General features: G+C 67.5%; 29 protein-coding genes. 14 read left to right on the top strand and 15 right to left on the bottom strand.

Annotation, left to right across the window (positions count from 1 at the left end):
* Positions 1-123: 123 nt before the first annotated feature.
* On the bottom strand, positions 124-729 hold the full coding sequence (locus GO591_RS14750) for a maleylpyruvate isomerase family mycothiol-dependent enzyme (protein WP_157157514.1): 606 nt from the start codon (positions 727-729) through the stop codon (positions 124-126).
* A gap of 83 nt (positions 730-812) precedes the next feature.
* Between GO591_RS14750 and GO591_RS14745 the strand changes: the two genes are divergently transcribed.
* From GO591_RS14745 to GO591_RS14730, 4 genes are all read left to right on the top strand, one after another.
* On the top strand, positions 813-1,469 hold the full coding sequence (locus GO591_RS14745; RefSeq protein WP_157157513.1) for a GNAT family N-acetyltransferase: 657 nt from the start codon (positions 813-815) through the stop codon (positions 1,467-1,469).
* 78 nt (positions 1,470-1,547) lie between these two features.
* Complete coding sequence (locus GO591_RS14740; protein ID WP_232466199.1) at positions 1,548-2,471, top strand: DMT family transporter; 924 nt, start codon at positions 1,548-1,550, stop codon at positions 2,469-2,471.
* A 9-nt stretch (positions 2,472-2,480) separates the two neighbouring features.
* Positions 2,481-2,795 (top strand): chorismate mutase, encoded by a 315-nt coding sequence (locus GO591_RS14735; RefSeq protein ID WP_157157512.1) that lies wholly within the window; start codon positions 2,481-2,483, stop codon positions 2,793-2,795.
* Complete coding sequence (locus GO591_RS14730) at positions 2,792-3,658, top strand: D-hexose-6-phosphate mutarotase (protein ID WP_157157511.1); 867 nt, start codon at positions 2,792-2,794, stop codon at positions 3,656-3,658. Before GO591_RS14735 ends, GO591_RS14730 begins: the two co-directional genes overlap by 4 nt.
* Here GO591_RS14730 and GO591_RS14725 read toward each other — a convergent pair.
* Positions 3,655-4,107: an NUDIX domain-containing protein gene (locus tag GO591_RS14725; protein ID WP_157157510.1), complete on the bottom strand. Its 453-nt coding sequence runs from the start codon at positions 4,105-4,107 to the stop codon at positions 3,655-3,657. The genes GO591_RS14730 and GO591_RS14725 overlap by 4 nt on opposite strands.
* An 8-nt stretch (positions 4,108-4,115) precedes the next feature.
* A complete protein-coding gene (purL, locus tag GO591_RS14720) occupies positions 4,116-6,413 on the bottom strand; it encodes a phosphoribosylformylglycinamidine synthase subunit PurL (protein WP_157157509.1) in 2,298 nt (765 codons plus the stop codon).
* Between the two features lie 142 nt (positions 6,414-6,555).
* Here purL and GO591_RS14715 point away from each other — a divergent pair, with 142 nt between their 5' ends.
* Complete coding sequence (locus GO591_RS14715; RefSeq protein WP_157157508.1) at positions 6,556-7,722, top strand: mechanosensitive ion channel family protein; 1,167 nt, start codon at positions 6,556-6,558, stop codon at positions 7,720-7,722.
* Positions 7,723-7,836: 114 nt separating this feature from the next.
* Positions 7,837-8,637: an alpha/beta fold hydrolase gene (locus GO591_RS14710; RefSeq protein WP_157157507.1), complete on the top strand. Its 801-nt coding sequence runs from the start codon at positions 7,837-7,839 to the stop codon at positions 8,635-8,637.
* Between the two features lie 6 nt (positions 8,638-8,643).
* Here the strand turns inward: GO591_RS14710 and GO591_RS14705 are convergent, their stop codons facing one another.
* The 5 genes from GO591_RS14705 to GO591_RS14685 all read right to left on the bottom strand — a co-directional run bounded on the left by GO591_RS14705 (position 8,644) and on the right by GO591_RS14685 (position 11,480).
* A complete protein-coding gene (locus GO591_RS14705; protein WP_157157506.1) occupies positions 8,644-9,111 on the bottom strand; it encodes a VOC family protein in 468 nt (155 codons plus the stop codon).
* 70 nt (positions 9,112-9,181) lie between these two features.
* A complete protein-coding gene (gene purQ / locus GO591_RS14700; protein ID WP_157157505.1) occupies positions 9,182-9,880 on the bottom strand; it encodes a phosphoribosylformylglycinamidine synthase subunit PurQ in 699 nt (232 codons plus the stop codon).
* Positions 9,877-10,155: a phosphoribosylformylglycinamidine synthase subunit PurS gene (purS, locus tag GO591_RS14695; protein ID WP_157157504.1), complete on the bottom strand. Its 279-nt coding sequence runs from the start codon at positions 10,153-10,155 to the stop codon at positions 9,877-9,879. Before purS ends, purQ begins: the two co-directional genes overlap by 4 nt.
* A 42-nt stretch (positions 10,156-10,197) precedes the next feature.
* Complete coding sequence (locus tag GO591_RS14690) at positions 10,198-10,965, bottom strand: alpha/beta fold hydrolase (RefSeq protein ID WP_157157503.1); 768 nt, start codon at positions 10,963-10,965, stop codon at positions 10,198-10,200.
* A 2-nt stretch (positions 10,966-10,967) separates the two neighbouring features.
* On the bottom strand, positions 10,968-11,480 hold the full coding sequence (locus tag GO591_RS14685; protein ID WP_157157961.1) for a PadR family transcriptional regulator: 513 nt from the start codon (positions 11,478-11,480) through the stop codon (positions 10,968-10,970).
* 187 nt (positions 11,481-11,667) lie between these two features.
* Between GO591_RS14685 and GO591_RS14680 the strand changes: the two genes are divergently transcribed.
* From GO591_RS14680 to GO591_RS14670, 3 genes are all read left to right on the top strand, one after another.
* Complete coding sequence (locus GO591_RS14680; RefSeq protein WP_157157502.1) at positions 11,668-12,165, top strand: Fur family transcriptional regulator; 498 nt, start codon at positions 11,668-11,670, stop codon at positions 12,163-12,165.
* On the top strand, positions 12,158-13,651 hold the full coding sequence (locus GO591_RS14675) for a catalase (protein ID WP_157157501.1): 1,494 nt from the start codon (positions 12,158-12,160) through the stop codon (positions 13,649-13,651). Before GO591_RS14680 ends, GO591_RS14675 begins: the two co-directional genes overlap by 8 nt.
* A gap of 113 nt (positions 13,652-13,764) precedes the next feature.
* Positions 13,765-14,349 carry an alcohol dehydrogenase catalytic domain-containing protein gene (locus GO591_RS14670; protein WP_157157500.1) on the top strand — a complete coding sequence of 195 codons (585 nt, stop codon included), beginning with the start codon at positions 13,765-13,767 and terminating at the stop codon, positions 14,347-14,349.
* Here GO591_RS14670 and GO591_RS14665 read toward each other — a convergent pair.
* The 4 genes from GO591_RS14665 to purD all read right to left on the bottom strand — a co-directional run bounded on the left by GO591_RS14665 (position 14,333) and on the right by purD (position 18,010).
* Positions 14,333-15,199: a VOC family protein gene (locus tag GO591_RS14665; protein WP_157157499.1), complete on the bottom strand. Its 867-nt coding sequence runs from the start codon at positions 15,197-15,199 to the stop codon at positions 14,333-14,335. The genes GO591_RS14670 and GO591_RS14665 overlap by 17 nt on opposite strands.
* Positions 15,200-15,394: 195 nt before the next feature.
* Positions 15,395-15,844 (bottom strand): GNAT family N-acetyltransferase, encoded by a 450-nt coding sequence (locus tag GO591_RS14660; protein WP_370455299.1) that lies wholly within the window; start codon positions 15,842-15,844, stop codon positions 15,395-15,397.
* A 1-nt stretch (position 15,845) separates the two neighbouring features.
* Entirely contained in the window at positions 15,846-16,772 is a 927-nt protein-coding gene (locus GO591_RS14655; RefSeq protein WP_157157498.1) for a phosphoribosylaminoimidazolesuccinocarboxamide synthase, read from the bottom strand.
* Positions 16,769-18,010 carry a phosphoribosylamine--glycine ligase gene (purD, locus tag GO591_RS14650; RefSeq protein WP_157157497.1) on the bottom strand — a complete coding sequence of 414 codons (1,242 nt, stop codon included), beginning with the start codon at positions 18,008-18,010 and terminating at the stop codon, positions 16,769-16,771. The genes GO591_RS14655 and purD overlap by 4 nt, the downstream gene beginning before the upstream one ends.
* Before the next feature lie 54 nt (positions 18,011-18,064).
* Between purD and GO591_RS14645 the strand changes: the two genes are divergently transcribed.
* Positions 18,065-18,433 carry a sterol carrier family protein gene (locus tag GO591_RS14645; RefSeq protein ID WP_157157496.1) on the top strand — a complete coding sequence of 123 codons (369 nt, stop codon included), beginning with the start codon at positions 18,065-18,067 and terminating at the stop codon, positions 18,431-18,433.
* Between the two features lie 60 nt (positions 18,434-18,493).
* A complete protein-coding gene (locus GO591_RS14640; RefSeq protein WP_157157495.1) occupies positions 18,494-18,823 on the top strand; it encodes a hypothetical protein in 330 nt (109 codons plus the stop codon).
* A gap of 31 nt (positions 18,824-18,854) precedes the next feature.
* On the opposite strand, the gene purF is transcribed toward GO591_RS14640, so the two are convergent.
* A complete protein-coding gene (purF, locus tag GO591_RS14635; protein WP_157157494.1) occupies positions 18,855-20,312 on the bottom strand; it encodes an amidophosphoribosyltransferase in 1,458 nt (485 codons plus the stop codon).
* 126 nt (positions 20,313-20,438) lie between these two features.
* On the opposite strand from purF, the gene purM reads away from it, so the two are divergent.
* Entirely contained in the window at positions 20,439-21,545 is a 1,107-nt protein-coding gene (gene purM, locus GO591_RS14630) for a phosphoribosylformylglycinamidine cyclo-ligase (protein ID WP_157157493.1), read from the top strand.
* 111 nt (positions 21,546-21,656) lie between these two features.
* Here the strand turns inward: purM and GO591_RS14625 are convergent, their stop codons facing one another.
* Positions 21,657-21,854 carry a DUF3073 domain-containing protein gene (locus tag GO591_RS14625; RefSeq protein ID WP_157157492.1) on the bottom strand — a complete coding sequence of 66 codons (198 nt, stop codon included), beginning with the start codon at positions 21,852-21,854 and terminating at the stop codon, positions 21,657-21,659.
* Positions 21,855-21,972: 118 nt separating this feature from the next.
* Here GO591_RS14625 and GO591_RS14620 point away from each other — a divergent pair, with 118 nt between their 5' ends.
* Positions 21,973-23,073 carry an NAD(P)-binding domain-containing protein gene (locus GO591_RS14620; RefSeq protein WP_157157491.1) on the top strand — a complete coding sequence of 367 codons (1,101 nt, stop codon included), beginning with the start codon at positions 21,973-21,975 and terminating at the stop codon, positions 23,071-23,073.
* A complete protein-coding gene (locus tag GO591_RS14615; RefSeq protein WP_157157490.1) occupies positions 23,070-23,267 on the top strand; it encodes a hypothetical protein in 198 nt (65 codons plus the stop codon). Before GO591_RS14620 ends, GO591_RS14615 begins: the two co-directional genes overlap by 4 nt.
* On the opposite strand, the gene GO591_RS14610 is transcribed toward GO591_RS14615, so the two are convergent.
* Positions 23,264-25,285 (bottom strand): APC family permease, encoded by a 2,022-nt coding sequence (locus GO591_RS14610; RefSeq protein WP_232466198.1) that lies wholly within the window; start codon positions 25,283-25,285, stop codon positions 23,264-23,266. The genes GO591_RS14615 and GO591_RS14610 overlap by 4 nt on opposite strands.
* Positions 25,286-25,289: the final 4 nt, after the last annotated feature.

The following is a 25,289-nucleotide window of genomic DNA, read 5'->3' as shown; positions in this document are numbered from 1 at the left end:
CGGCGCTAGCGAATCGGCCCCGCGCCACTGAAGTTTTGCTAGCGCCGAGCCGGAAGGCTAGCGCCAACGGAGTCGAGCGTGCCGGAAGGCTAGCGCCAGGCCGGAAGGCTAGCGCCGCCGCGCTCAGACGACGCTGAAGCCCTCGGGCAGGCTGCCGCGGCCGGTCAGGGCGAAGAGGATGTCACGGCCGTTGCCCTTGGCCACGGCGATCCGCGTGGCCAGAACGGCCGCGTCCGACACCGCCTCCACCGGCAGGGTGTGCGAGAGCCCGGTCGCCTGGCAGAGGTCCATGGTGTGCACGACCAGCTCGAAGATGCGGGTGCGCAGATACTCGTCCAGTGCGATGCCCATGCCGCCGATGGACACCAGCCGGCCGGAATCCTGCTCCTCGATGAGGGCGTCGACGCGCTCATGCAGCTGGTTCAGCATGCCCACCGGGTCATCGCCCAGCCAGGCGCCAGCCTCCACGCCGCGGGCGGCAACCGAGTCGTTGTCGAACTGCTGCGAGACCGTCAGGTAGTACGCCTCGGCGTCCGGCAGTGATGGCATACCGGGTTCGTCGGCCTGCAGGTAGTTCTCCACCGTCAGCATCGCGCGCGAGGTGTGCCCGACGAGTCCGCGCACGTCCCACACGCCCAAGCCCGGTGCATCCCACTGCTCCTGGGGAACATTGCTCACCACATCGATGAACGCGCGAGACGACAGGCTGAACAGTTGAGCTGGACCCATTGCTCCATCGTGGCACTACTTACCAAACCGACCGAATCGGCACCGTTCACCTGAACGTCACCTGCCGACTGCACGATGTGCCGGTGACCGCTCTGCGACCTGCCCTCACCACCACTCTGGGCCGCTTCGTCCGACTGGAACCGCTTACCCGCGAGCGCCTGCCGGAGCTCTACGACGTCATCGGGCACCCCGAGGTGTTCGCCGGCGGATTCGGCGGTGGACCAGCCGGTCTGCCACCCAGCCGGGAACAGTTCGTGGCCTGGGCGGGACAGTTCTTCCCGTGGCAGCGGGCCAACGTCTACGCGGTGCTGGTGAACGGCGGACCGCGGGACGGATGGCTGGTCGGCACGACCGCGCTCGGCGACTTCGACCTGGTCAACGAGCATGCCCACCTCGGCTGGACCGCGCTCGACCCGCACGTGTGGGGCAGCCAGGTCAACACCGAGACCAAGCAACTGCTGCTCGGGCTCGCCTTCGACCACGGCTTTGGCCGGGTGAAGATCCAGGCCGACGTGCTGAACGAACGGTCCCGCGCCGCCATCGAGGGGATAGGCGCCAGCTTCGAGGGCATCGTGCGGCGCGACCGGATGCGGCCGGACGGCAGCTGGCGCGACACCGCGGTGTTCTCGATCCTCATCGACGAGTGGCCAACCGTGTACGCCCGGCTCGAGCAGCGGCTGGCACGCTGGGGATCGCAGCCCGTGCTGTTCCGCACCCCGGGGCTCGAGGCATCCGCCTGACCGCATCCGCCTGAGAATGGCAGGAACTCGCGGATGACTGGCGCCCGCCGTGTCGGTGGCTGCGAGTAGCGTCGATTCGTGATCGCGCGCACATCCACCTTGTCTATCGCCTTGCAGTTCCTCGGCATGGGCCTGATCTGGGGTGCCAGCTTCCTGTTCATGAAGGTGGCGCTTGACGGCGTCAGTTACGGCCAGGTCGCCTGGTCGCGTGAGATCCTCGGTGCCGCGGCGCTCGGGATCGTGCTGCTGATCAGCCGTCAGCGGCTGCCTCGGGACGGCAAACTGTGGCTGCACTTCGTGGTGCTCGGCATCACCAACTGCGTCCTGCCGCACCTGCTCTTCGCCTGGGGTGAGCAGTACGTGTCTTCCGGGCTGGCCAGCATCTACAACGCGGTCACCCCGATCATGACCGCACTCGTGGTCACCCTCGGTTTCCGGGTGGAGTCGCTGTCCAAGCGCCAGGTCGGCGGCATCCTGCTCGGCATCTTCGGCGTGCTGATGATCATCGGACCGTGGCAGCACAGTGCGCTGACCGGGGAACTGTGGGGGCAGCTGGCCTGCCTCGCTGCGACCGCCTGCTACGGCTTCAGCTTCGGCTACAACCGCAAGTTCGTTGCGAAGCACAAGCTGCCCGGCACCACGCAGGCCTTCATGAACATCGGCCTGGCCGCCGTGATCATGCTGCTTCTCACCCCGGTGCTCGCCTGGCAGCCGGTCGAGCTGGACTGGCGCGTGGTCGGCAGCTTGGTGCTGCTCGGCGCCCTCGGTACGGGGATCGCCTACGTCTGGTTCTACAACGTGCTCGAGGCCTGGGGGCCCACCAGCACGTCGACGGTGACCTACATCACCCCGGTCGTCGGGGTCGTGCTCGGCGCCGTGCTGCTCGGGGAAACCTTCAGCTGGCACGAGCCGGTCGGGGCGGTGCTGGTGCTGCTCGGCATCCTGCTCACCCAGAAGAAGGCGCGCGTGCGCGAGAAGGTTGCGGCTGCCTCGATCAATTAGGGTCGAACCATGGCACCACGCGAGCCCGACGTCCTCGAAGAATTGGCCGGCATCCGCAAGAGCATCGACAACATCGATGCCGCGCTCATTCACATGCTGGCGGAGCGGTTCCGGTTCACCCAGCAGGTCGGCAGGCTCAAGGCAGCGCACAACCTGCCGCCGTCCGACCCGGCCCGTGAAGCCACGCAGATCGCCCGCCTCCGGGCGCTCGCCGAAGAGGCGCAGCTGGACCCCGCGTTCGCCGAGAAGTGGTTCAACTTCGTCGTGGCCGAGGTCATCCACCACCACGAGCAGATCGCCAACAGCGCGGACCAGCACGGATGACGCTCACCCGCGACAGCGGCGCCGGCGGCCTTGACCGGGTGCGGATCGATCATTCCGCTGCGAACGCCGAGTTGTACCTGCACGGCGGTCAACTGACCAGCTGGGCGCCGGCCGGCAACGGCGAAGCGCTCTGGCTGAGCGAGCACAGCCGATTCCGCGCCGGCTCGGCGATCCGCGGCGGCGTGCCGATCTGCTTTCCGTGGTTCGGACCACACGGGACGGATGCCTCCGCCCCTGCGCACGGCTTCGCCCGGACCACTGACTGGGAGTTTTTCGGCGCCGACGAGTCCGATGACGCCGTCACGGTGACACTGCGCCTGACCGACACCGATGAAACCCGGGCGTCGGCCTGGCCGCACCGGTTCGAGGCGTTCTACACGGTTCGTGTGGGCGAGCAGCTCGACCTGTCGCTCACGGTGGCCAACCGCGACGACGTGGCGTTCCGGTACGAGCAGGCACTGCACACGTATCTGACGGTCGGTGACGTCCGCGACATCCGGATCCGCGGTCTCGAGGACATCCCGTATCTCGACAAGGTGCTCGGCGGGCCGTCGCTGCCCGGCCAGGCGGGGCCGCTCACGATCACCGGGGAGACCGACCGGATCTACCTCGGCCCGGCCGAGCCCACGGTCGTCGAAGACCCGGCTCTCGGCCGGTCGATCACCGTCACCAAATCCGGCTCCGAGACGACCGTGGTCTGGAACCCGTGGGTCGACAAGGCGCACGGCATGTCCGACTTCGGCGATGACGAGTGGCAGGGCATGCTCTGCGTCGAGGCCAGCAACGTCGGCGCGCTCGCTATCAGCCTGCCGCCCGGGGAGAGCCACACCATGTCGGTGCGGTTCGAGCTGGCGTCACTCTAGAACCCGAACGTCACCATCGGCGGCATGCTGCCGTCGCGCAGGTGCTCCAGCACGAACAGCTCGTGCGGCACCACCGGCTCCGGCAGCGCGTCGAGTCCGAACCAGCGCAGGTCGGCCGCCTTCGCCTCCTGCAGCACCGGGTCGCCGGTCCAGGCGCGACACTCGAAGAAGAAGTCGACGCGCTCATCGATCGGCGCGTGCCCGGGGTGGGTGCGGTGCATGGCGGTCAGCGGCAGCAGGTCGGCGGATGCCACCGAGATCCCGAGTTCCTCGGATGCCTCCCGGCGGGCAGCGTCGAACACCGACTCGTACTGTTCGACGTGTCCGGCCGCTCCAGCGGCCCAGTGGTCGTCGTAGTAGCCGGTGTCCCGCCGCAACTGCAGCAGCACCTCGTCGCCGCGGCGCAGAAAGACGTAGGCGGCCGGGATCACGCGGAACCGGTCGACCACGATGGCTGCTACGCCCCGACGACCGCGCCGAAGGCCTCGACCAGCGGCGCACGGTGGGTGGCGCGCAGCTCGTCGACGCTCAGGGTGAACAGGTCCTGCACCTCGAGCGCCGGGTTCGCGGCATCCGTCACGCCGATGCGCAGCACCGGGTAGCCGCGTCCCTCGCACAGGCCGCGGAACTTGACGTCGTCCTCGCGCGGCACCGACACGATCACCCGGCCGGTGGACTCGCTGAACAGGGCGGTGGCGGCGTCCACGCCGTCGCGCTCCATGATCTCGGTGAGCCAGACGCGCGCGCCGACACCGAAGCGCATCACCGATTCGGCCAGCGCCTGAGCGAGGCCGCCGTCGGCGAGGTCGTGCGCCGAGCCGATCAGCGACTCCTGGCCGCCGGCGGCGATCAGTTGGGCCAGGGCCTTCTCGCGTTCGAGGTTGACGGCCGGCGGGCGTCCGCCGAGGTGGTCGTGGATGACGCCGGCCCAGGCCGAGCCGTCCAGCTCGAGCGAGGTGGTGCCGAGCAGGTAGATGTTGTCGCCCTCGTCCTGCCAGCCGGACGGGATGCGGCGGGCGACGTCGTCGATCACGCCGAGCACGCCGACCACCGGGGTCGGGAAGATCGGCACGTCGCCGGTCTGGTTGTAGAACGACACGTTGCCGCCGGTGACGGGGATCTCGAGCTCGAGGCATCCGTCCGCCAGACCCGCGACCGCCTCGCTGAACTGCCACATCACCTCGGGGTTCTCGGGGGAGCCGAAGTTCAGGCAGTCCGAGACGGCGACCGGGGTCGCGCCGGTGACAGCGACGTTGCGGTACGCCTCCGCGAGTGCGAGCTGTGCGCCCAGACGCGGGTCGAGCTGGCAGTAGCGGCCATTGGCGTCGGTGGCGACGGCGAAGCCGAGACCGGATTCCTCGTCGATGCGAACCATGCCGCCGTCGTCGGGGAAGCTGAGCGCGGTGTTGCCGAGCACGTACTTGTCGTACTGGTTGGTCACCCAGCTCTTGTCGGCCAGGTTCGGCGAGCCGAGCAGGCGCAGCGCCTGCTCCTTGAGCTCGTCGGCGTCAGTCGGGCGCGGGAGAGTGGATGCCGAGTCCTCGCGCAGCGCGTCGATCCACTTCGGGTAGACGACCGGGCGGTCGTAGACCGGGCCGTCGACGGCGACGGTGCGCGGCTCGACGTTGACAATCTCTTCGCCGTGCCAGTTGATGATCAGTCGGCCGGTGTCGGTGACCTCGCCGAGGACGCTGGTCTCGACATCCCACTTCTTGACCACGGCGAGGAAGGCGTCGAGCTTCTCGGGGCGGACGATGGCCATCATCCGCTCCTGGCTCTCCGACATCAGGATCTCCTCGGCGGTGAGCGACGGGTCGCGCAGCAGCACCTTCTCCAGCTCGATGAACATGCCGCCGTCGCCGTTGGAGGCGAGTTCGGATGTCGCGCAGCTGATGCCGGCGGCGCCGAGGTCCTGGATGCCCTCGACCAGCTCCTGCTGGAACAGTTCCAGGCAGCACTCGATGAGCACCTTCTCGGCGAAGGGGTCGCCGACCTGCACCGCGGGGCGCTTGGTCGGTCCGCCATCGGCGAAGGTGTCGGAGGCGAGGATGGAGGCTCCGCCGATGCCGTCTCCGCCGGTGCGGGCGCCGAACAGCACAACCTTGTTACCCACACCGCGGGCGTTGGCCAGGTGCAGGTCTTCGTGCCGCAGTACGCCGACGGCGAGCGCGTTGACCAGCGGGTTGCCCTGGTAGATCGGGTCGAAGTAGGTCTCGCCGCCGATGTTCGGCAGGCCGAGGCAGTTGCCGTAGAAGCTGATGCCCGAGACCACGCCGTGCGCGACGCGGGCGGTGTCAGGGTGGTCGATGGCGCCGAAGCGCAGCGCGTCCATCACGGCGACCGGGCGGGCACCCATCGAGATGATGTCGCGGACGATGCCGCCGACGCCGGTCGCGGCGCCCTGGAACGGCTCGATGTAGCTGGGGTGGTTGTGGCTCTCGATCTTGAAGGTGACGGCCCAGCCCTCACCGACATCCACGACGCCGGCGTTCTCGCCCATGCCGACCATGAGGTTCTTCTTCATCGCCGGGCTGACCTTCTGCCCGAACTGGCGCAGGTACTTCTTCGAGCTCTTGTAGGAGCAGTGTTCGCTCCACATCACCGAGTACATCGCCAGTTCGCCCGAGGTGGGGCGGCGGCCGAGGATCTCGCGGATCCGGTCATACTCGTCAGGCTTCAACCCGAGCGCCGCGTACGGCTGCTCCTTCTCAGGGGTTGCAGCGGCATGGGCGACAGTGTCAACGGGCGTGCTCACGTGGGCGGACTCTCCTGGAGGGAACGGATGCCGGGCCGCCTCAGTCTACCGGCGCAGCCTGTGTCCGGATCCGTGCACAGTCCAGACCGTCATGTCAGTGTGGAAAGGACGTGTCTGAGACCAGTCAGGGGGAGGCATCCGAATGTTCGAATGGCGATCGTGGCCGGGAGTGCTCGTTGCAATAGGGATCGCGCTGGTGGCGGCGATCGTCGTCATCGTGATCACTGCGATCCTGATGAGGACGTTCGCCCGGCACAAGGAATGGCCGAAACCGTTGATGGAGAAGGCCAGGTTGCCGTTCCGGCTGCTGATCGTCACGATCGCCCTGTGGCCTGCGCTTGCCCTGTCGCTGCCGGGTGAGGCACTGCGCGCGGTGGTCGCGCAGGTTCTGAGCATCCTGGTGATCATCATCAGCGCATGGCTGCTCTCGGCGCTGCTGTCGTTCGTGATCGGCCAGGCGATGACGCGGTACCGCATCGATGTCGCCGACAACCGGGTTGCCCGGCGGGTGCACACCCAGCTCACCATTGTGCGGCGGCTCGGGGTCGCGCTCATCGTGGTCATCGCGCTTGCCGCGGTGTTGCTCACCTTCCCCGGAGTGCGCACGGTCGGCGCGAGCATCCTCGCCTCGGCCGGCGTGATCAGTATCATCGCCGGCCTCGCCGCCCAGTCGACGCTCGGCAACGTGTTCGCCGGCGTGCAACTCGCGTTCAGCGATGCGCTGCGGGTCGACGACGTCGTGATCGCCGAGGGCCAATGGGGCCGGATCGAGGAGATGACCCTCACCTACGTCGTCGTGAAGATCTGGGACGACCGGCGGCTGGTGCTGCCCTCCACCTATTTCACGACCACCCCGTTCGAGAACTGGACGCGGAGCACCAGTGACCTGATCGGCTCGGTCGAGCTGGACCTGGACTGGCAGGTGCCGGTGCAGCGGTTGCGCGACCAGCTGGATATCGTGCTCACCGGCACCGACCTGTGGGATGGCCGCACCGCGGTGCTGCAGGTCACCGATGCGATCGGTGGGTTGATTCGCATTCGGGTGCTGGTGTCGGCCTCGGACGCCGGAAGGCTCTTCGACCTGCGCTGCATCGTGCGCGAGGAACTGGTCGAGTTCGTGCGCGTCGAAGCCGACGAGAGCCTGCCGAGGCAGCGCTTCGAGGTGGTCCGTGAAGCGCGGACGGCGGATGTCTCGCCGGCTCCGATCGCGGAACGTCCGGGCCTCTTCAGCGGCAGCCCCGAGGCGGAGGAGCGGGCGCACGAGTTCACCCAGTCGATCCCGATCGTGAACGCGGATGCCACCCGCTGAGCCCGCGGTGGCGAGTGTGCCTGTTCGGGACGAGGGTGCCCGCTCGAACGGGCACACTGGTTCCACACGGGCACAAACGCGGACCAGAGCCGTCCACCCGGGAGAATGGCTGACATGAGCGCTGCGATCCCCGCCTTGACCGAGATGCCGACGCCGCAGTACGTGATGGCGTCCGACGGCCGCCGGATCGCGACCTACCTGTGGGGGGACGAGGATGCCCCGGTGGTGATGTGCGTGCACGGGTTCGCCTCGAGCACCCGCGACAACTGGGTGAACACAGGCTGGGTGCGCGACCTAACGCGCGCCGGGTTCCGGGTGCTCGGCGTCGACCAGCGCGGCCATGGAGTCAGCGACAAGCCGCACCAGGCCAGGGCCTACGGCATGGACGCCCTCATCGAAGACCTGGTCACCGTGCTGGACACCTACCTTTTCGACACCGTGCACTACGCGGGATACTCGCTCGGCGCACGTATCGGTTGGCAGCTGGCCGCGCTCGTTCCTCAGCACATCGACCTTGCCGTGCTCGGCGGTATTCCCGATGGTCGCCCGCTGGCCCGGTTGAAGCTCGATGAGGCGCGTGCCTACGCGGAGCACGGCATCCCGGTTGAGGATCGGGTGACGCAGAACTATTGCACGGTCGCCGAGCGCGTCGCCGGCAACGACCTGCTGGCACTCCTCGCGCTCGCCGAGGGCATGCGCTACGCCGACTCCGACCCGGATCCGGCGAACCCGCCCAAGCAGCAGATCCTGTTCGCGACCGGCAGCGAGGACGCCATCCTTGAGCAATCGCGAAAGCTTGCGGATGCCACGCCCAACAGCACCTTCGTGGAACTACCCGACCGGCATCACTTCAACGCGCCCGGGTCGCGGGTGTTCCGCCAGTCGGCGGTGGAGTTCTTCACCGCCGCCCGCTGAGGCCGCTCAGGCGTTCTCCAACTCGGCGATGACGATCTTCTTCTGCGCCATCATCACCTGAACCTGCGCGGGAGTGCGGGTGAGTTCGCCCATGTTCGCCGGGATGATCTGCCAGCTCAGCCCGAACCGGTCTTTGCACCAGCCGCACTGCTCGGACTCGGCCACGTGCGAGAGTTTTGACCAGTAGTAGTCGATCTCCTCCTGGTCCTTGCAGGAGACGATGAACGAGATCGCCTCGTTGAAGGTGAAGAGCGGCCCGCCGTCGAGGCAGACGAAGTCCACGCCGTTCAGTGTGAACTGTCCATTGATCACCTTGCCGGACATCCCGACGAAGTGTTCGTCGAGCGACTCGTCGGGGTACTCGTCGATGCTGATGATCCGGGAGTTCGGGAAGACGTCGACGTAGTACGTCATCGCCTCGCGCGCCTGGTTGTCAAACCACAGGCACGGCTGGATCGGAGAGAGCTCGGCCATTGAAGACTCCTTGTTCGATCGGTTGCGTGGCAGCAACGCTACGCCCGAACAGGAAGCGTTTCGAGAGGCTCTAGACCGACGCCAGTTGCGCCTGCAGAACGCTGGTGAAGAAGGTCAATCCGTCGGTGCCGGAGGCCATCGCCTCAGCGGTGTCCGGACCGAAGCCTTCCTCGACGGCGTGCTCGGGGTGCGGCATCAGGCCGACCACGTTGCCGCGCTCGTTCCGCAGGCCGGCGATGTCGTTCATCGACCCGTTCGGGTTCACCTCGAGGTAACGGAAGGTGACGAGACCCTCGCCCTCGAGACGCTCGAGCGTTGCGGCATCCGCAATGAAACCGCCCTCACCGTTCTTCAGCGGGATGGTGATCTCCTGGCCGTCGGTGAAGCCGTTCGTCCATGCGGTGGAGGTGTTCTCGACCCGCAGCTTCTGGTCGCGGCAGATGAACGCGCCGTGGTCGTTGCGCACCAGTCCGCCGGGCAGCAGGTGGGCTTCGACGAGGATCTGGAAGCCGTTGCAGATGCCGAGCACCGGCATCCCGCCATTGGCGGCGTCGATGACCTCGGCCATGATCGGCGAGCGGGCGGCGATGGCGCCGCAGCGCAGGTAGTCGCCGTAGCTGAAGCCGCCGGGCAGCACGATCGCGTCGACGCCCTTGAGGTCATGCTCGCCGTGCCAGAGTGCTACCGGCTCGGCGCCGGCGAGGCGAACCGCGCGCTGCGCGTCCCGGTCGTCGAGGGAGCCGGGGAAGGTGACGACGCCGACTCTCACTGGGTGACCTCGGCGGCGGCCGGAGTCGAGTCGAGCACTGCGACGTTCACGACGTCTTCGATCACCGTGTTGGCGAGCATGTGCTCAGCCAGGTCGCGGGCTTCGGCGAGCACCGCATCCGTGATCTCACCGTCGACGGTGATCTCGAAACGCTTGCCGATGCGGACACCGGTGAACTGGGTCTTGCCCTGCCGGGCGAGCGATCCGGCGACGGCTTTGCCGGCCGGGTCCAAAAGCTCAGCCTTGGGCATGACTTCGACGACGATGGTGGGCACGAATCACTCCCGGAGGTTCGCCAGAAAGGGGATGCCGCCAGTCTACCGGGCCAGAAGTTCGGCAGACGCTGTGCGACTGATCAGCCACTCGCGCATGATCCGGTTGAACAATTCCGGGTCCTCGGCGTTCCAGGCGTGGTGCATGCCGGGCACGATCCGGGTGGTCACGGCATCGGTGCGCGAGGTGAACTCGGGGAAGGACGCCGCGACGCTGCCGTGCTCCTTCTCGCCGGCGAGCACCAGCAGTGGCACGGTGCTGCTCACCAACCCGGGCAGGTGCTGGCCGAGACCGTCGTAGACCTCGGTCATCATGCGGCGGGCGCTCGGGATGTCGATGCCGAGGCCGGTCTCGACGAACAAGTCGACGGAGTCCTCCGGCATCCGGAACGCGCGCGCGAGCCCTTTCCAGTAGCCCCGGCTGCCCCACAATCGCAGTTGCGCCATTCCCATCCAGCGGGTGAAGCCGTGCACCCCGTTCAGCGGGGCGCCGGTGAGCATCGCCGAGAGGACGAGCTCCGGATGCCGCGCCACAAGCACGGTGCCGACCATGGCGCCGAGCGAGAGCCCGACCACGTGCGCGGTGCCGCCGTTCGCCCGTTCGCGGATGAGGGTGGCGACCTGGTCGGCGGTGTCGGCGAGGGACAGCCACGGCTCCCCGTTAGAGGCGCCGAAACCGGGCAGGTCGGGCACGATCGAGTGGAAGTCGGGCACGGCCTCGAGTTGCAGGCCCCACATCCAACTGGCGACGTTGCCGCCGTGCAGGAAGACGACGGTCTCTCCGCGAAGGTCGCCGAGTTCGGTGACGTGCATGTTCATAGTGTGGACTCCAGGTCGGTCAGCCAACTGATTTCGGTGGTCGTGTGGGCGATGCCGTTGTCGAGAGTTGCGAGTCGCAGGCGGTGAGCGAGGTCGGATGCCGCGGGTTCGCGGTCGCGCATCGAGGTCAAAATCTGCAGTTCAGCCTGCGCGCGCTCCCGGCGCTCGGCGATCAGGTGCCGCACAGCGTCGTCGTCGAGTCGGCCGGCGAAGAACAGGCGGGCGAGGAACGGTTCCCGCGGGCTGTCCTGCTCGAGGGGAGACCGCAGCCAGCGCTCCAGTTCGGCGCGGCCGGCCTCCGTGAGGCGGTGCACGTTGCGGTTGGGTTTGCCAGTCTGCTCGACGACCGACACCTCCGCCAGGCCGGACTGCACGAGGGCGGTCAGCGTGCGGTAGATCTGCGCCTGATCCCCGGCCCAGAAGTGGGCGATGGTGGCGTCGAAGTTCTTCTTCAGGTCGTAGCCGGTCATCGGAGCCAGGTCGAGGAGGCCGAGGATGGCGTGCTTCATGCTCACCCTGATATTAGACAACACACATATAGGACAACGCAAGCATGACTCTGGCCGCGAGCCTGACTTTGGCCGCGAGCCTGCACGAATTGGGGTTATCAGCGCGGATAACCCCAAATTGCGCAGGCTCGACGCTGGTTGGAACCACTTGTTTTGAGTAGATCAAAACAACAGATATGCTGGTCGCATGACCGGAACCGATGTGCTCAGCGAAACGCTGCGTGATCACGGGCTGAAGGTCACCGCCGGTCGACTGGCCGTGATGAATGCCCTCGAGCGTTCCCCGCACGCTGCCGCCGAACAGTTGTTCGCCGCCGTGCACGACGAACTGCCGGGTACCTCGCTACAGGCGGTCTACGGCGTGCTCGCCGCGCTCGCCGACGCCGGACTGGTTCGCCGGATCGAGCCGGCCGGCTCCCCCGCGCTGTACGAGCGCCGGGTCGATGACAATCATCACCACCTGATCTGCTCGAGCTGCCACGCCGTGCAGGACGTGGACTGCGTCGTCGGCGAGGCTCCCTGCCTGACGCCGTCTCACGCCGCCGGCTTCGTCGTGCATGCCGCCGAGGTCACATTCTGGGGCCTCTGCCCGAACTGTCAGGCCGCCACCTCGCTGGTCGAGCCCGTCGAGACTCCCAATTCCCCTCATTCCATCCACCCTGACCAGAAGGAGATCCATGTCTAACTTCACGACCACGCAGACCGGAACCCCGGTCGCCAGCGACGAGCACTCGCTGACTGCCGGACCGGACGGCGCCACCGCGCTGCACGACCGCTACCTCGTCGAGAAGCTCGCCCAGTTCAACCGCGAGCGCATCCCGGAGCGCATTGTGCACGCCAAGGGCGGCGGCGCATTCGGCGAGTTCGTCGTGACCGAAGACGTCTCCAAGTACACCCGTGCCGCGGTGTTCCAGCCCGGCGCGAAGAGCGAGATCCTGATCCGGTTCTCGTCGGTCGCCGGCGAGCAGGGCAGCCCTGACACCTGGCGCGACGTGCGCGGCTACTCGATCAAGTTCTACACAACCGAGGGCAACTACGACATCGTCGGCAACAACACCCCGGTGTTCTTCATCCGCGACGGCATCAAGTTCCCCGACTTCATCCACTCGCAGAAGCGCCTGCCGGGCTCGGGCCTGCGCGACGCCGACATGCAGTGGGACTTCTGGACCAACTCGCCCGAGTCGGCACACCAGGTCACCTATCTGATGGGTGACCGCGGCATCCCGCGCTCCTGGCGTGAAATGCCCGGCTTCGGTTCGCACACCTACCAGTGGATCAACGCCGAGGGCGAGCGCTTCTGGGTGCAGTACCACTTCACCTCGAACCAGGGCAACCACGAGATCACCGGTGCCGAGGCTGAGCGCATCGCCGGCGAGGACGCCGACTACTACCGTCGCGACCTGTACGAGGCGATCGAGCGCGGCGACTTCCCGTCGTGGGACGTCAACGTGCAGATCATGCCGTACGAGGACGCGAAGACCTACCGGTTCAACCCGTTCGACATCACCAAGGTCTGGCCGCACGCGGACTACCCGCTGATCAAGGTCGGCACCTACACGCTGAACCGCAACCCGCAGAACTTCTTCGCCGAGATCGAGCAGGCCGCCTTCTCGCCGGCGAACACGGTTCCGGGCATCGACATCAGCCCCGACAAGATGCTGATGGCCCGCGTGTTCAGCTATCCCGACGCGCAGCGCTACCGGGTGGGCACGAACTACGCCCAGATCCCGGTGAACGCCCCGCACGCCGCTCCGGTGCACAACTACTCGCAGGACGGCGCGCAGCGTCACTACTTCAACGCCCCCGAGGTGCCGGTCTACGCTCCGAACTCGAAGGCAGGACCGGTGGCGGATGCTGCCCGCGCCGGTGCTGGCAGCTGGGAGTCCGACGGCGCCCTCGTGCGCGCGGCCGCCACGCTGCACTCCGAGGACGACGACTTCGGCCAGGCGGGCACGCTGTACCGCGATGTCTTCGATGACGCCGCCAAGGAGCGCTTCCTCGAGACGATCACCGGGGCGGTCGGTGGCGTGAAGAGCCCCGAGATCCGTGAGCGCGCGATCCAGTACTGGACCAACGTCGACGCCACCCTCGGCGCCAAGCTGCGCGTGAACCTCGAGACTCCCGGCGAAACGCCGATCGAGGCCGCAGAGTACGTCGGCGTCGCCGAGTAACGACACCGCTGCAGACGCCCGGTCCCTTCGTGGGGCCGGGCGTCTCGCGTTCCCGCTCCGGCAAGACACCCCCTGTTGGGGGACTGTTCACCCGACCTGCTTAGCGTGCAGGAATGCACCAGGGGGCGAAGACGCCGCGGTCGATCGAACTGACACCGCCGGCCGAGGCGATGGTGCTGCGCCGTGCCGGCGAACCGCTGGAGCGCATGGCTGTGCCGCTGGTCACGCTGGGTCGCGGGGACGTGCTGGTGCGCATCGAACTGGCCGTGCTGTCGGTACAGGATGCCGAGACCGCAGTCGGCCGACGGCGCAGCTTCACGCCCGTGGTGCTCGGCTCCGAAGGGGTCGGTCACGTCGTCGCTCTCGGGGCGGGCCGGCCGCCGCGCACGCCCGACAACCTGCCGATCAAGCTCGGCATGCGCGTCGCCTGGGAGGCGACCGTCAGCTGCGGCCGGTGCGGCGCCTGCCGGCTCGGAGCGTCCTGTTCACGGGCCCGCCAGTACGGCTCCGCTCATGTCGAACGGGGCTGGGAACTCAGCGGAACGCTGGCGACGCACGTGCACCTGCTGCGTCGCAGCGTGATCCGGATCGCCGAACCCGTCGAGGAATCCGGCGTCGCCTTCGACCTGCTGCAGGCCGGTGACGCGCTGGACTTCGCCGCGCGCACCGGCCGGGCGCTGGTCAGGCCGCGGCGGTGACCTTGACCAGGTTCGCCCACGGGTCATCGAAGGTGACCTCGGTGCCGGTGTTGCGCATCTGAACCTTCCGGGCGGTCAGCCGCTCGGCGAGCGCGCCGAGGTCATCCGCGGTGGGCACCTGGATCGACACCTCGCCGAGTCCGAGCGCGGGGGTGCGCGCGCCGGCACCGGCACTGTGCCAGGTGTTCATGCCGAGGTGGTGGTGGTAGCCACCGGCTGAGACGAACAGCGCCTGGGTGCCGTACTCGATGGTGGTTTCGAAGCCGACCGTGTCGACGTAGAACTCCTTGGCAGTCTTGATGTCGCCAACCTTGAGGTGCACGTGGCCGATGGCCGCGTCGCCGTCGCCGGTCTCGGCGAGACCTTGCTCGGTGATGTTCTCCTGCAGGAAGCGGTTGGGGTCGAGGTACAGCGTGCCCATTTTCACGCTCCCGTTCTGCCACTCCCACGACTCTGCCGGGCGGTCCCAGTACAGCTCGACGCCGTTCATCTCGGGGTCGTTGAAGTAGAACGCCTCGCTGACGAGGTGGTCGGAGCTGCCGGTGAAGGTCTGCGGGTACTTGCGAGCGACCGAGTAGACGGAGGCGGCTAGATCCGACTTCTCCGAGAACAGGAACGCGTTGTGGTACAGGCCGGCGGCAGTCTCCGGGGCGTGCTTGAGCTCGGGAGCGACCTCGAGGATGAGGGCGGGGTTGCCGGGACGACCGAGGATCGCGCTGCTGCCTTCCTGCGCGAGCAAGTCGAGGCCGACGCCCTGGTGGTAGTAGGCGACCATGCGGTCGAGGTTTGCCACCTTGAGGGTGACCGCGCCCATGCCTGTGCCAGCCGCGAGGATGTCCTTTGTGCTCATTTCACCACTTCCTTGAATGTTCAAGTATTCTCGCACACTTCAACGCCGGGCGCACGTCGGCATTCCCGCGTCTGGCAGCGCGGCGCTCGGGTTCCGGCCCGCCGCGCCTGAAAAAACGGGCGCGCGAAGCCATTACACGCGCGTTTGCGCCGGTGGGGAAGGGGGAGGGATGCCTCGCGCTGAAGCCGGTTGTTGCTACAGGCTCTTGGCGTAACAGACCGAAAGCTCGGAGCCGATGTACGCGCCGAAGTTCGGGATGCGCGTGTACCCCTCGCGCTCGTAGAAGCGCATCGCGTCCGGCTGCAGGGTGCCGGTCTCCAGTACCAGCTTGCTGAGACCGCTCTCGCGGCTGAACGCCTCGATCGCCTCGAGCACGGCGACCGAGATCCCGGTGCCGCGGTGGGCGGGGGTGACATACATCCGCTTGATCTCGGCCTCGTCGTCGGTGAGCTGGCGCAGGCCTCCGCAGCCGGCCGGCATGCCATCTTCGTAGGCCACGAAGAACGCCGTCATGTCGGCGCCCGAGGGCGCAACGCCGGGTTCGGAGTCCGGGGTGCCGTAGCGTGCGGCCAGCTCCGCTTTCTGGGCAGCACGCAACATCGTGCTGTCGGCGTGCTCGTACGATACTTCGCGAATCTCGGGCACGTCAGACTCCTGTCAGTCGGTCGATCAGTTCACGGTAGCGGTGAGCGGTGCGCTCGACGATCTCCTGAGGCAGGGTCGGCGGGGTGCCGGTCCGGTCCCAGTTGTTCGAAAGCCAGTCGCGGACGATCTGCTTGTCGAAGCTCGCGGTGCGATCTCCGGTGGCGTACAGCCCGGCGTCCCAGTAGCGGCTGCTGTCCGAGGTGAGCACCTCGTCGCCGAGGGTGATCACGCCGTCGGCGTCGGCGCCGAACTCGAACTTGGTGTCGGCCAGGATCACCCCGCGGGCGAGGGCGATGTCAGAGGCTCGGCTGAAGATCTCCAGCGACAGGTCACGAAGGGAGGTTGCGACATCCGCCCCCACTAACTCAACAGTGCGCTCGAAGGTGATGTTCTCGTCGTGCTCGCCCATCGGCGCTTTCCAGGCGGGCGTGTAGATCGGCTCGGGCAGGCGGTCGCCATCCTGCAGCCCGGCCGGAAGGGCGATTCCGCAGACACTCTGGGACTGCTGATACTCGACCCAGCCGCTGCCGGAGAGGTAACCGCGCACCACGCACTCGACCGGGAACATGTCCAGCGCCTTCACGAGCATGGCGCGGTCGGCCACCGTCTCGGGGACATCGCTGGGAGATCCGACGAGGCCGACGGAGCCGCTTTCATTGATCGAGCCGCCGCCGAGCGCGGCGCCGGTCGCCTCGCCGCCCTCGAGCAGGTGATTCGGGATGTCCCGGAGCTGCTGGAACCACCACAGGGTGAGTTTCGTCAGCAGCGCTCCCTTGCCAGGGATGCCCGGCTCGAGCACGTGGTCGAAGGCGCTGACGCGGTCGGAGGCGACGACGAGCATTCGGTCGGTCGAACCGTCCACCGGTGCGTACAGGTCGCGGACCTTGCCGGAATACCGGTGCTCCCAGCCCGGCAGCTCGACGCTCATTCGGCGACCCGCGCGGCAATGTCGGTGCGATACTGGCCGCCTTCGAGCGACAGCTTGCCGAGCTCGCGGTAGACCCGTGCCCGCGCCTCGGCGAAATCGGAGGCGAGTGCAACGACGCTGAGCACGCGTCCGCCGGTGGCAATGAAGCCATCGTCGGTGGCGGCGGTTGCCGCGTGCGCGACGGTCACACCCTCGAGTCGTTCCAGGCCGCTGATCGCACGACCGGTGATCGGAGACTCCGGGTAACCCTCGCTGGCGAGCACGACGGTGACCGCGACCTCGGGTCGGAACTCCGGACGCTCCCGTTCGCTCAACCGGCCAGTCGCCGCCGCCAGCAGCAGCCCGCTGAGCGGGGTGATCAGCCGGGGCAGCACGACCTGGGTCTCCGGATCGCCGAAGCGGGCATTGAATTCGATCACCCGCAGACCGTTCGGGGTGATGATGAGGCCGCAGTAGAGCAGGCCGATGAACGGAGTCTGCTCGGCCGCCAACTGCCGCACGGTCGGCAGCGCGACCGTCTCGATCACCTCGTCGACGAAGGTGTCGGGCAGCCACGGCAGTGGCGAGTAGGCGCCCATCCCGCCCGTGTTCGGGCCGGTGTCGCCGTCGCCGATGCGCTTGTAGTCCTGCGCGGGAGACAGTGGCAGCACGGTGTGCCCGTCGCTGAGCAGGAACAGCGACACTTCCTGCCCCTCGAGGAACTCTTCGATCAGAATCGAGCCCTGCTGCAGGTAGTGCTCAGCGTGCGCGACCGCCGCGGCCCGGTCATCGGTGACGATGACGCCCTTGCCGGCGGCGAGTCCGTCAGCCTTGACCACGTACGGTGCGCCGAAGCCGTCGAGCAGTGCCACCGCCTCATCCAGGGTGCCGGCGCGGTCGGCGCGGCCGGTGGGCACCCCGGCCGTCTCCATGATGTGCTTCGCGAACGTCTTGGACCCCTCGAGCCGTGCGGCGGCCTTGCCAGGTCCGAATACCGGGATGCCGCGGCCGCGCAGGTCGTCGGCGACCCCGGCCACCAGCGGCGCCTCCGGTCCGATGATGACGAGCTCGATGTCGTTCTCGAGCGCGTACTCGGAGACGATCGCGCCGTTCGTCGGGTCGAGGGCGACGACCGGAACATCCGCGGCGATGCCCGCGTTGCCTGGGGCGGCGGTGATCTCGTGGCCGGCTTCTTCACTGAGCAACGCACTGACAATGGCGTGTTCGCGGGCACCGGATCCAAGCACGAGAATCTTCACCTCGTCAGCGTACCGGGCGTCTCAGCCACCAATCTGGGCAGGTACCGTGGAAGCGTGAGCAAGACGAAGATCGTTGAGATCGTCGGAGTAGCGGCCGTGCACAAGGCACTCGAGGGCGACGACGACCGGGAGGCAATGGCGCTGGCAGTGCGCTATCTGCTGCAGTTGCTCGCCGAGCAGGCGCCCGGCAACTCGGTCGAGGTCCGCGTGCCGCCATTCGGGGCGGTGCAGGCGATCGAGGGGCCCCGGCACACCCGCGGCACGCCGCCGAACGTTGTGGAGATGGATGCCTCCACCTGGCTCGGTCTCGCCACGGGTTCGCTGGCCTGGACTGACGCGCTCGCCGCTGCCCGCGTCAGCGCCTCGGGCTCGCGCGCGGATCTCATCGACGTGCTTCCGGTGCTGCCGGTCGGCGACCGCTGAGTGATTCGCTGACCTGAGTCGAACGGCATTCGCTCGGCGACGATGCGCGACAATGGTTGGGTGATGAACGAGCGCGAGACCGTCGAAGGCACCGATGAGGTGCGGGTGCGCCGCGCACCCAAGATCCCGACGTTCCTCATCATCGGCGGTGCGCTGGGCGCGATCGCCACGTTGATCATCGCGTCTCTGTACCCCACCGACCCGAACATCGGCTTTGGGGTGCTCGTCGGTTACCTGATGATCTTCGGCGTCCCTGCCGGCGTCTTGATCGGGGCGCTCGTCGCGCTCTTCATCGACCGGGTGTCGACGCGGCGGGCCCGGGTGATTGCCGCGGAACGCTCACACGCCGACGCCGTGCCCGAAGAGGTCGAAGGCGAGATCGAGCCGTAGCCAAGCTAACCCAGCCGAGCTCACCCGGGTCTCAGCTCAGCTGATTCGCCTCAACCCAAGCGAGGTACTCGTCGCTGACGGTGCCGGTCACGTACTCACCGGTGAAGCAGCTCATCTCGAGCGATGTGACATCCGAGCCCTCGATGATGGCGCTTTGCATGTCGGCGACCTCCTGGTAGATCATCCGGTCAGCGCCGAGCAGGGTGGCGATCTCCGGGATCTTCCGGCCGTGGGCGACGAGCTCGTTCCGCGACGGCATGTTGATGCCGTACACGTGCGGGTAGCGCACCGGCGGGGCGGCGGAGGTGAAGGTGACCTTGTTCGCCCCAGCAGCGCGGGCCATCTCGACGATCTGTTTCGACGTCGTGCCGCGGACGATCGAGTCGTCGACGATGAGCACGTTCTTGCCCTTGAATTCCGAGCTCATGGCGTTCAGCTTCTGACGCACCGAGCGGGAGCGCTCCGCTTGTCCCGGCATGATGAAGGTCCGGCCGACGTAGCGGTTCTTGTAGAAGCCCTCGCGGTACTCGATGCCGAGCTTGCGGGCCACCTGCATCGCGGCCGGCCGCGACGAGTCCGGAATCGGCATCACCACGTCGATGTCGCCCAGCGAGGCGTGCGCGGCGATGGTGTCCGCCAGCCGTTCGCCGAGGCGCAGGCGTGCCTCGTAGACCGAGATGCCGTTCATGATCGAGTCGGGCCTGGCGAGGTAGACGTACTCGAACGAGCAGGGGATCAACCGCGGGTTCTGCGCGCACTGGCGGGACTCCATCCGGCCATCGCGGCTGATGAAGACCGCCTCGCCGGGCGCCACGTCGCGCACGATCTCGTAGCCGCCGGCCTCGAGCACCAGCGACTCACTGGCGACGACCCATTCGTCGGGTTCGCCGTCGACGTGCCGAACGCCGAGGATCAGCGGGCGGATACCGAACGGGTCACGGAAGGCGAGCATTCCGTGGCCGGCGATCAGCGCTATCGCCGCATAGGAACCCTCGACCCGCTCGTGCACGCGGGAAACCGCGTTGAACACCTGGTCGGGGTCGAGGTCGAGGCCGGACACCTCCTGCTGCAGTTCATGCGCGAGCACGTTCACCAGCAATTCGGTGTCCGAGGACGTGTTCAGATGCCGCCGGTCGTTCGTGAAGAGGTCGCGGGTCAGCTCCCGCGTGTTCGTCAGGTTGCCGTTGTGCACGAGGATGATGCCGTACGGCGCGTTGACATAGAACGGCTGGGCCTCCTCCTCGGACGAGGCGATGCCACGCGTCGCGTAACGCACGTGGCCGAGGCCCATCGTGCCGAGCAGGCTGCGCATGTCGCGGGTGCGGTACGCCTCGCGCACCTGCCCCTTGGCTTTCTGGATGTGCAGGATGCTGCCCTCTGCGGTCGCGATCCCGGTCGAGTCCTGGCCACGGTGTTGCAGCAGCGAAAGGCTGTCGTAAACGAGCTGGTTGACGGGATGGGACGAGACGATGCCGACAATGCCGCACATGCTTTAGGCAGGCTCCAGAAGATAGGGCAGAGCGCCCGGGATCCGGCGCCAATAAAGTCTCGCACACCTCGCTGGGTGGCATTTCGGATGCCGTTTGGGGAGCTTGCCCCCCGGTACGCTTAATGGGTGACCGACAACACCGCCAACGCGTACCAACAGGCCGGAGTCGATACCGCGGCAGGTGACCTCGCCGTCGAATTGATGAAAGCCGCGGTGGCGAAGACCCACACCGCGAACGTGCTCGGCGGGGTCGGCGGCTTCGCCGGCCTCTACGACGTCGGCTTCCTCACCTCGTACCGTCGCCCGTTGCTCGCCACTTCGACCGACGGCGTCGGCACCAAGGTTGCGATCGCCCAGTCGCTCGACAAGCACGACACGATCGGTCAGGATCTCGTCGGCATGGTCGTCGACGACATCGTCGTGGTGGGCGCGAAGCCGCTGTTCATGACCGACTACATCGCCTGCGGCAAAGTTGTCCCCGAGCGGATCGCCACGATCGTGCGCGGCATCGCCGAAGCCTGCGAGGCGACCGGCACCTCACTGGTCGGCGGTGAGACCGCCGAGCACCCCGGCCTGCTCGGCCCGGACGATTACGACGTCGCGGGAGCCGCTGTCGGCGTGGTCGAAGCTGACGCCATGCTGGGCCCGGATCGCGTGCAGCACGGCGACGTGATCGTCGCCCTCGCCGCGAGCGGACTGCACTCCAACGGATACTCGCTGGTGCGGCACATCCTCGCCAGCCGCGACCTGGGTTACAGCGACCACTCCGACGACCTCGGTGGCGCAATCGGCGAGGTGCTGCTCGAACCGACCCGCCTTTACACGTCGCCGCTGCTCGGCATCCTGGATGAGCAGCCCGGCGCGATCCACGCGCTCAGCCACGTCACCGGCGGCGGCATCGCCGCCAACCTTGCGCGCGTGCTGCCGGTCGGCTCCTGGGCGGAGATCGACCGCTCCACCTGGTCGCCGCTGCCGGTGTTCCGCGTGCTCGCGGACTGGGGCGGGCTGCAGCTGAACGACACTGAGGGCACCTGGAACCTCGGCATCGGCATGTTCGCGGTTGTGGCGCAGGATGCCGCCGCCTCGGTCATCCGCGCGTCGGAAGCCCGCGGCATCCCGGCCTGGGTCGCCGGCACGGTGAGCACCGAAGAGCGCGAGCTCGCCGGATTCGAGCAGGGCGCCAAGGGCGTGGACGGCGGAGCGGTTCGCCTGGTCTCGGCCTACGCGAACTGACGCGGAGGCACGAAGTAACGCCGCTCAATCAACACGATTGAGCGGCGTGAACTCACCCACCGAAGAGAACTAGAGCGCCGGCTTCACCGGCGCTCGCATTCGAACGACAGGTCAGGCGATGTTGGACTCGTCCTCGTCGCCGTACTTGTCTTCGTATGCGGTGTATTCCGGCCACTTCTCGAGGTCCTCCTCAAGACGCGGATTGCCGGCTAGCTCCTTCTCGAGGGCACCATAGTTCGTGTCCGGGCTGAAGTACTTCAGCTCCCGGGCAACCTTGGTGTGCTTTGCCTTCTGACGGCCGCGCCCCATGCGTGACCCCCTTATGAATCAAACGGCGAACAGGGACTAGAAATCTAGCGAAGAGTTTACCATGCGGGCGCTCCGAAGCTGCGGCGTGAGGCAACCGCGCGAAGGTAACGTTGTCCGGGTGAAGTCTGCCCGCTACGACACTGAGGTTATCGTAATCGGTGCCGGTCAGGCGGGTCTGGCGGTCGGGTACTACCTGCGCAGGCTCGGCCTTGAGCCCGGTACCGACTTTCTGATGCTTGATCGCGGACCCGCCACCGGTGGTGCCTGGCAGTTCCGCTGGGACTCGCTTCGGCTCGGTTCCGCGCATAAGGTGCACGACCTGCCCGGGATGGCTGACCTCGGCGTGAGTTTTGAAACCGCCGACCGTACGCTGCCAGCGAAAGACGTCGTCGCCGACTACTACGCGCGATACGAGCAGCACTTCGAGTTGCCGGTGATCCGGCCCGCGAGCGTGACCCGGGTCGAGAACGATGGAGTCGAGCTGGCCGTCGACTTCACCGCGCCGGCTGGGAAGCAGCGACTGATCACCCGGGTGGTCGTGAACGCCACCGGCACCTGGGGGTCGCCGTTCATTCCCTGGTACCCCGGACTGAACGGTTTCGGCGGCCGCCAGTTGCACACCTCTGACTACTCCGGCGCAGGCGACTTCGCCGGCCAGAACGTCGTCATCGTCGGCGGCGGTACCAGCGCGATCGGCTTCCTGATGGAACTCGAGGATGTCGCCGCCTCGGTGACCTGGGTCAGCCGCCGCCCGGTGGAGTGGCTGCACGAGCAGGAACTGCCGATCGAGGGCGGTCGCGCGGCCGAGGCGATGCAGGACGAAGCAGCCCGTGAGGGCCGGGCGCTGCCGAGCATCGTCAGCGGCACCGGGGTCGCTCGGACCCGTCGCATCCAGGCGGCCATCGACCGCGGCTTGCTGACGCAGCATCCGATGTTCACCCACATCGAACCGGACGGCGTGCGCTTCGCCGACAACTCCTTCACCCCCGCGGACGTCATCATCTGGGCGACCGGCTTCCGTCCCGAGTTGCGCCACCTGGCGCCGCTGCGGCTGCGGGAGAAGGCCGGCGGCATCACCGTCGGCAAGCACACCTCGTGGAAGGATCCGCGCATCTTCTTCGCCGGCTACGGACCGACCGCGTCGACCATCGGCGCGAACCGTGCCGGCCGGGCGATCGCCCGCCAGGTCGTCGCCACCCTGTCGAGGTTGTCCTCGTGACTGATCTCGGCACCGCGCTGCTGGTCTTCGTGCCGATCGTGTTCGGCGTCCTCGTGCTGGTGCTCGGCGTGATCGTCGCCACCGTCGTGCTGCCGCCGGCACGAAAGCGGCTCCGCGAGGAGCGCATGCGCTTCGAAATCGAGCGGCGCGCTGCCGAGATCGAACGACGCGACGCCGAGGGTCACCAGCCCTAGGACCGGCGACGCCGTTTAGCCGGCGCCAACTGTTTGCGCACCACCGGCCGGCGCGGCTCGCCGCGGCGGTCCTGCCCCGGCATCGGGCGCGGTTGCCGCTGGAACAGCGCCTTCGACGAGTCCAGCAGCCACGGCACCAGGGCCACCGTGACGCCGGGGAACAGCATCAGCTTCTGCCGGATGCGCCGGGCCTTGTGGTTGTGCAGCAGGTTCTCCCACCAATGCCCGACGATGTACTGCGGCAGGTACACGGTCACCACTTCCGAGCCGTGCTCCTCCCGGTGCCGGCGGATGTAGTCGATCAGCGGCTGGCTGATGTCGCGGTACGGGGATGCCACGATCCGCAGCGGCACCTCGATGTGCTGCCGCTCCCATGCCCGCTCCAGCTCAGCGGCGGCGTCATCGTCGATCGCGATGTGCACCGCCTCGAGGCTGTCGTGGCGGGCGGCGATCGCGTAGTCCAGCGCTTTCAGCGTGGGCTGCTGCATCCGGCCGACCAGGACGATGGCGTGGTCGCCCTGGGAACCATAGACGGTGCTGTCATCGACGGTGATCTGCTGCTCGACCTTGCGGTAGTAGCGGTTCGTGCCGAGCATCAGCGCGAACAGCGCCGGCATGATCACGAAGACCAGCCAGGCACCGTGGGTGAACTTGGTGATCGTGACGATGACCAGCACCGACGCGGTCATCGCGGCACCGAAACCGTTGATGATCAGGCCGCTGACCGCCTCCTTGCGCCGGCGTGGGGCTCGCAGCATCCGGATCCAGTGCCGCACCATTCCGGACTGCCCGAGCGTGAAGCTCACGAAGACGCCGATGATGTAGAGCTGGATGAGCTGGGTGAGGTTCGCCCGGTACACCAGCAGCAGCAGGATCGCCGCGAGCGCGAGCACCACCACCCCGTTCGACAACACCAGTCGGTCGCCTCGGGTTTGCAGGGCTTTCGGCGCATAAAGGTCACGTGCGAGCACCGAGCTGAGCAGCGGGAAACCGTTGAACGCGGTATTCGCGGCGAGCAGCAGCACCGCAGCGGTGGCAGCCTGGACCAGGAAGAACAGCGCGCTGTTGTCGCCGAACACCGCGGCGGCCAGTTGCGCGATGACGCTGCGTTGCGGATGCGTGGCGCAGTCGCCCCAGCTGATCAGATGGCAGGCATTCTCGACGTAGTGCACCCCGCTGATCAGGGCGAGCGCGGTGACACCGGCGAACAGGGTGATCGCGATGCCGCCCATCAGCACGAGGGTCTGCTGGGCATTCCTGATCTTCGGTCGCCGGAAGGCCGGAACCCCGTTCGAGATCGCTTCCACACCGGTCAGGGCGGAGCATCCGCTGGCAAATGCGCGCAACAGCAGGAGGATGGCGGCCGCCTGGGTGAGCTCCTCAGCCTGCACGGCGAACTGCGCCGATTCGGCAACGGGCGAATCCCCCATGACGGTGCGGACCAGGCCGGTGACTACCAGCAGGCCCAGGCTGCCGATGAACACGTAGGTCGGCAACGCGAAGGCGCGGCCGGACTCGCGCACGCCCCGGAGATTCATGGCGGCGAGCAGGATGACGAAGCCGACCGCCAGCTCGATGCGGGCGTCGTGCAGCACCGGCAGCGCGGAGATGATGTTGTCGACGCCGCTCGCGACGCTGACGGCGACCGTGAGGATGTAATCCACGAGCAACGCGGATGCCACGACCAGCGCCGGCTTCTCACCCAGGTTCTTGTAGGCGACCTCGTAGTCGCCGCCGCCACCCGGGTACGCCTTGATCAGCCTCCGGTAGCTCACGACGATCGTGGCGAGCAGAACGATCACGGCGAGGGCGACCCAGGGCGCGAATGCGAGGAAGGCCACCCCGCCGAGACTGAGGATCAGCAGCAGTTCCTGCGGGGCGTAGGCGACCGACGAGAGCGGGTCGCTGGCGAAGATCGGCAGCGCCAGGTGCTTCGGCAGCAGTTGCGCGTCCAGGTGATGTGATGGCAGCGGGTCGCCGATGATCCACCGCTTCGGAGAGCGGCTCTCAGATGTCACGAGC

Origin of the sequence: Diaminobutyricimonas sp. LJ205, assembly GCF_009755725.1 — a bacterium.
Taxonomy (GTDB): domain Bacteria; phylum Actinomycetota; class Actinomycetes; order Actinomycetales; family Microbacteriaceae; genus Ruicaihuangia.
Note: the sequence above shows the minus strand (reverse complement) of the source record. Positions and strands in the feature narration are given on the sequence as shown.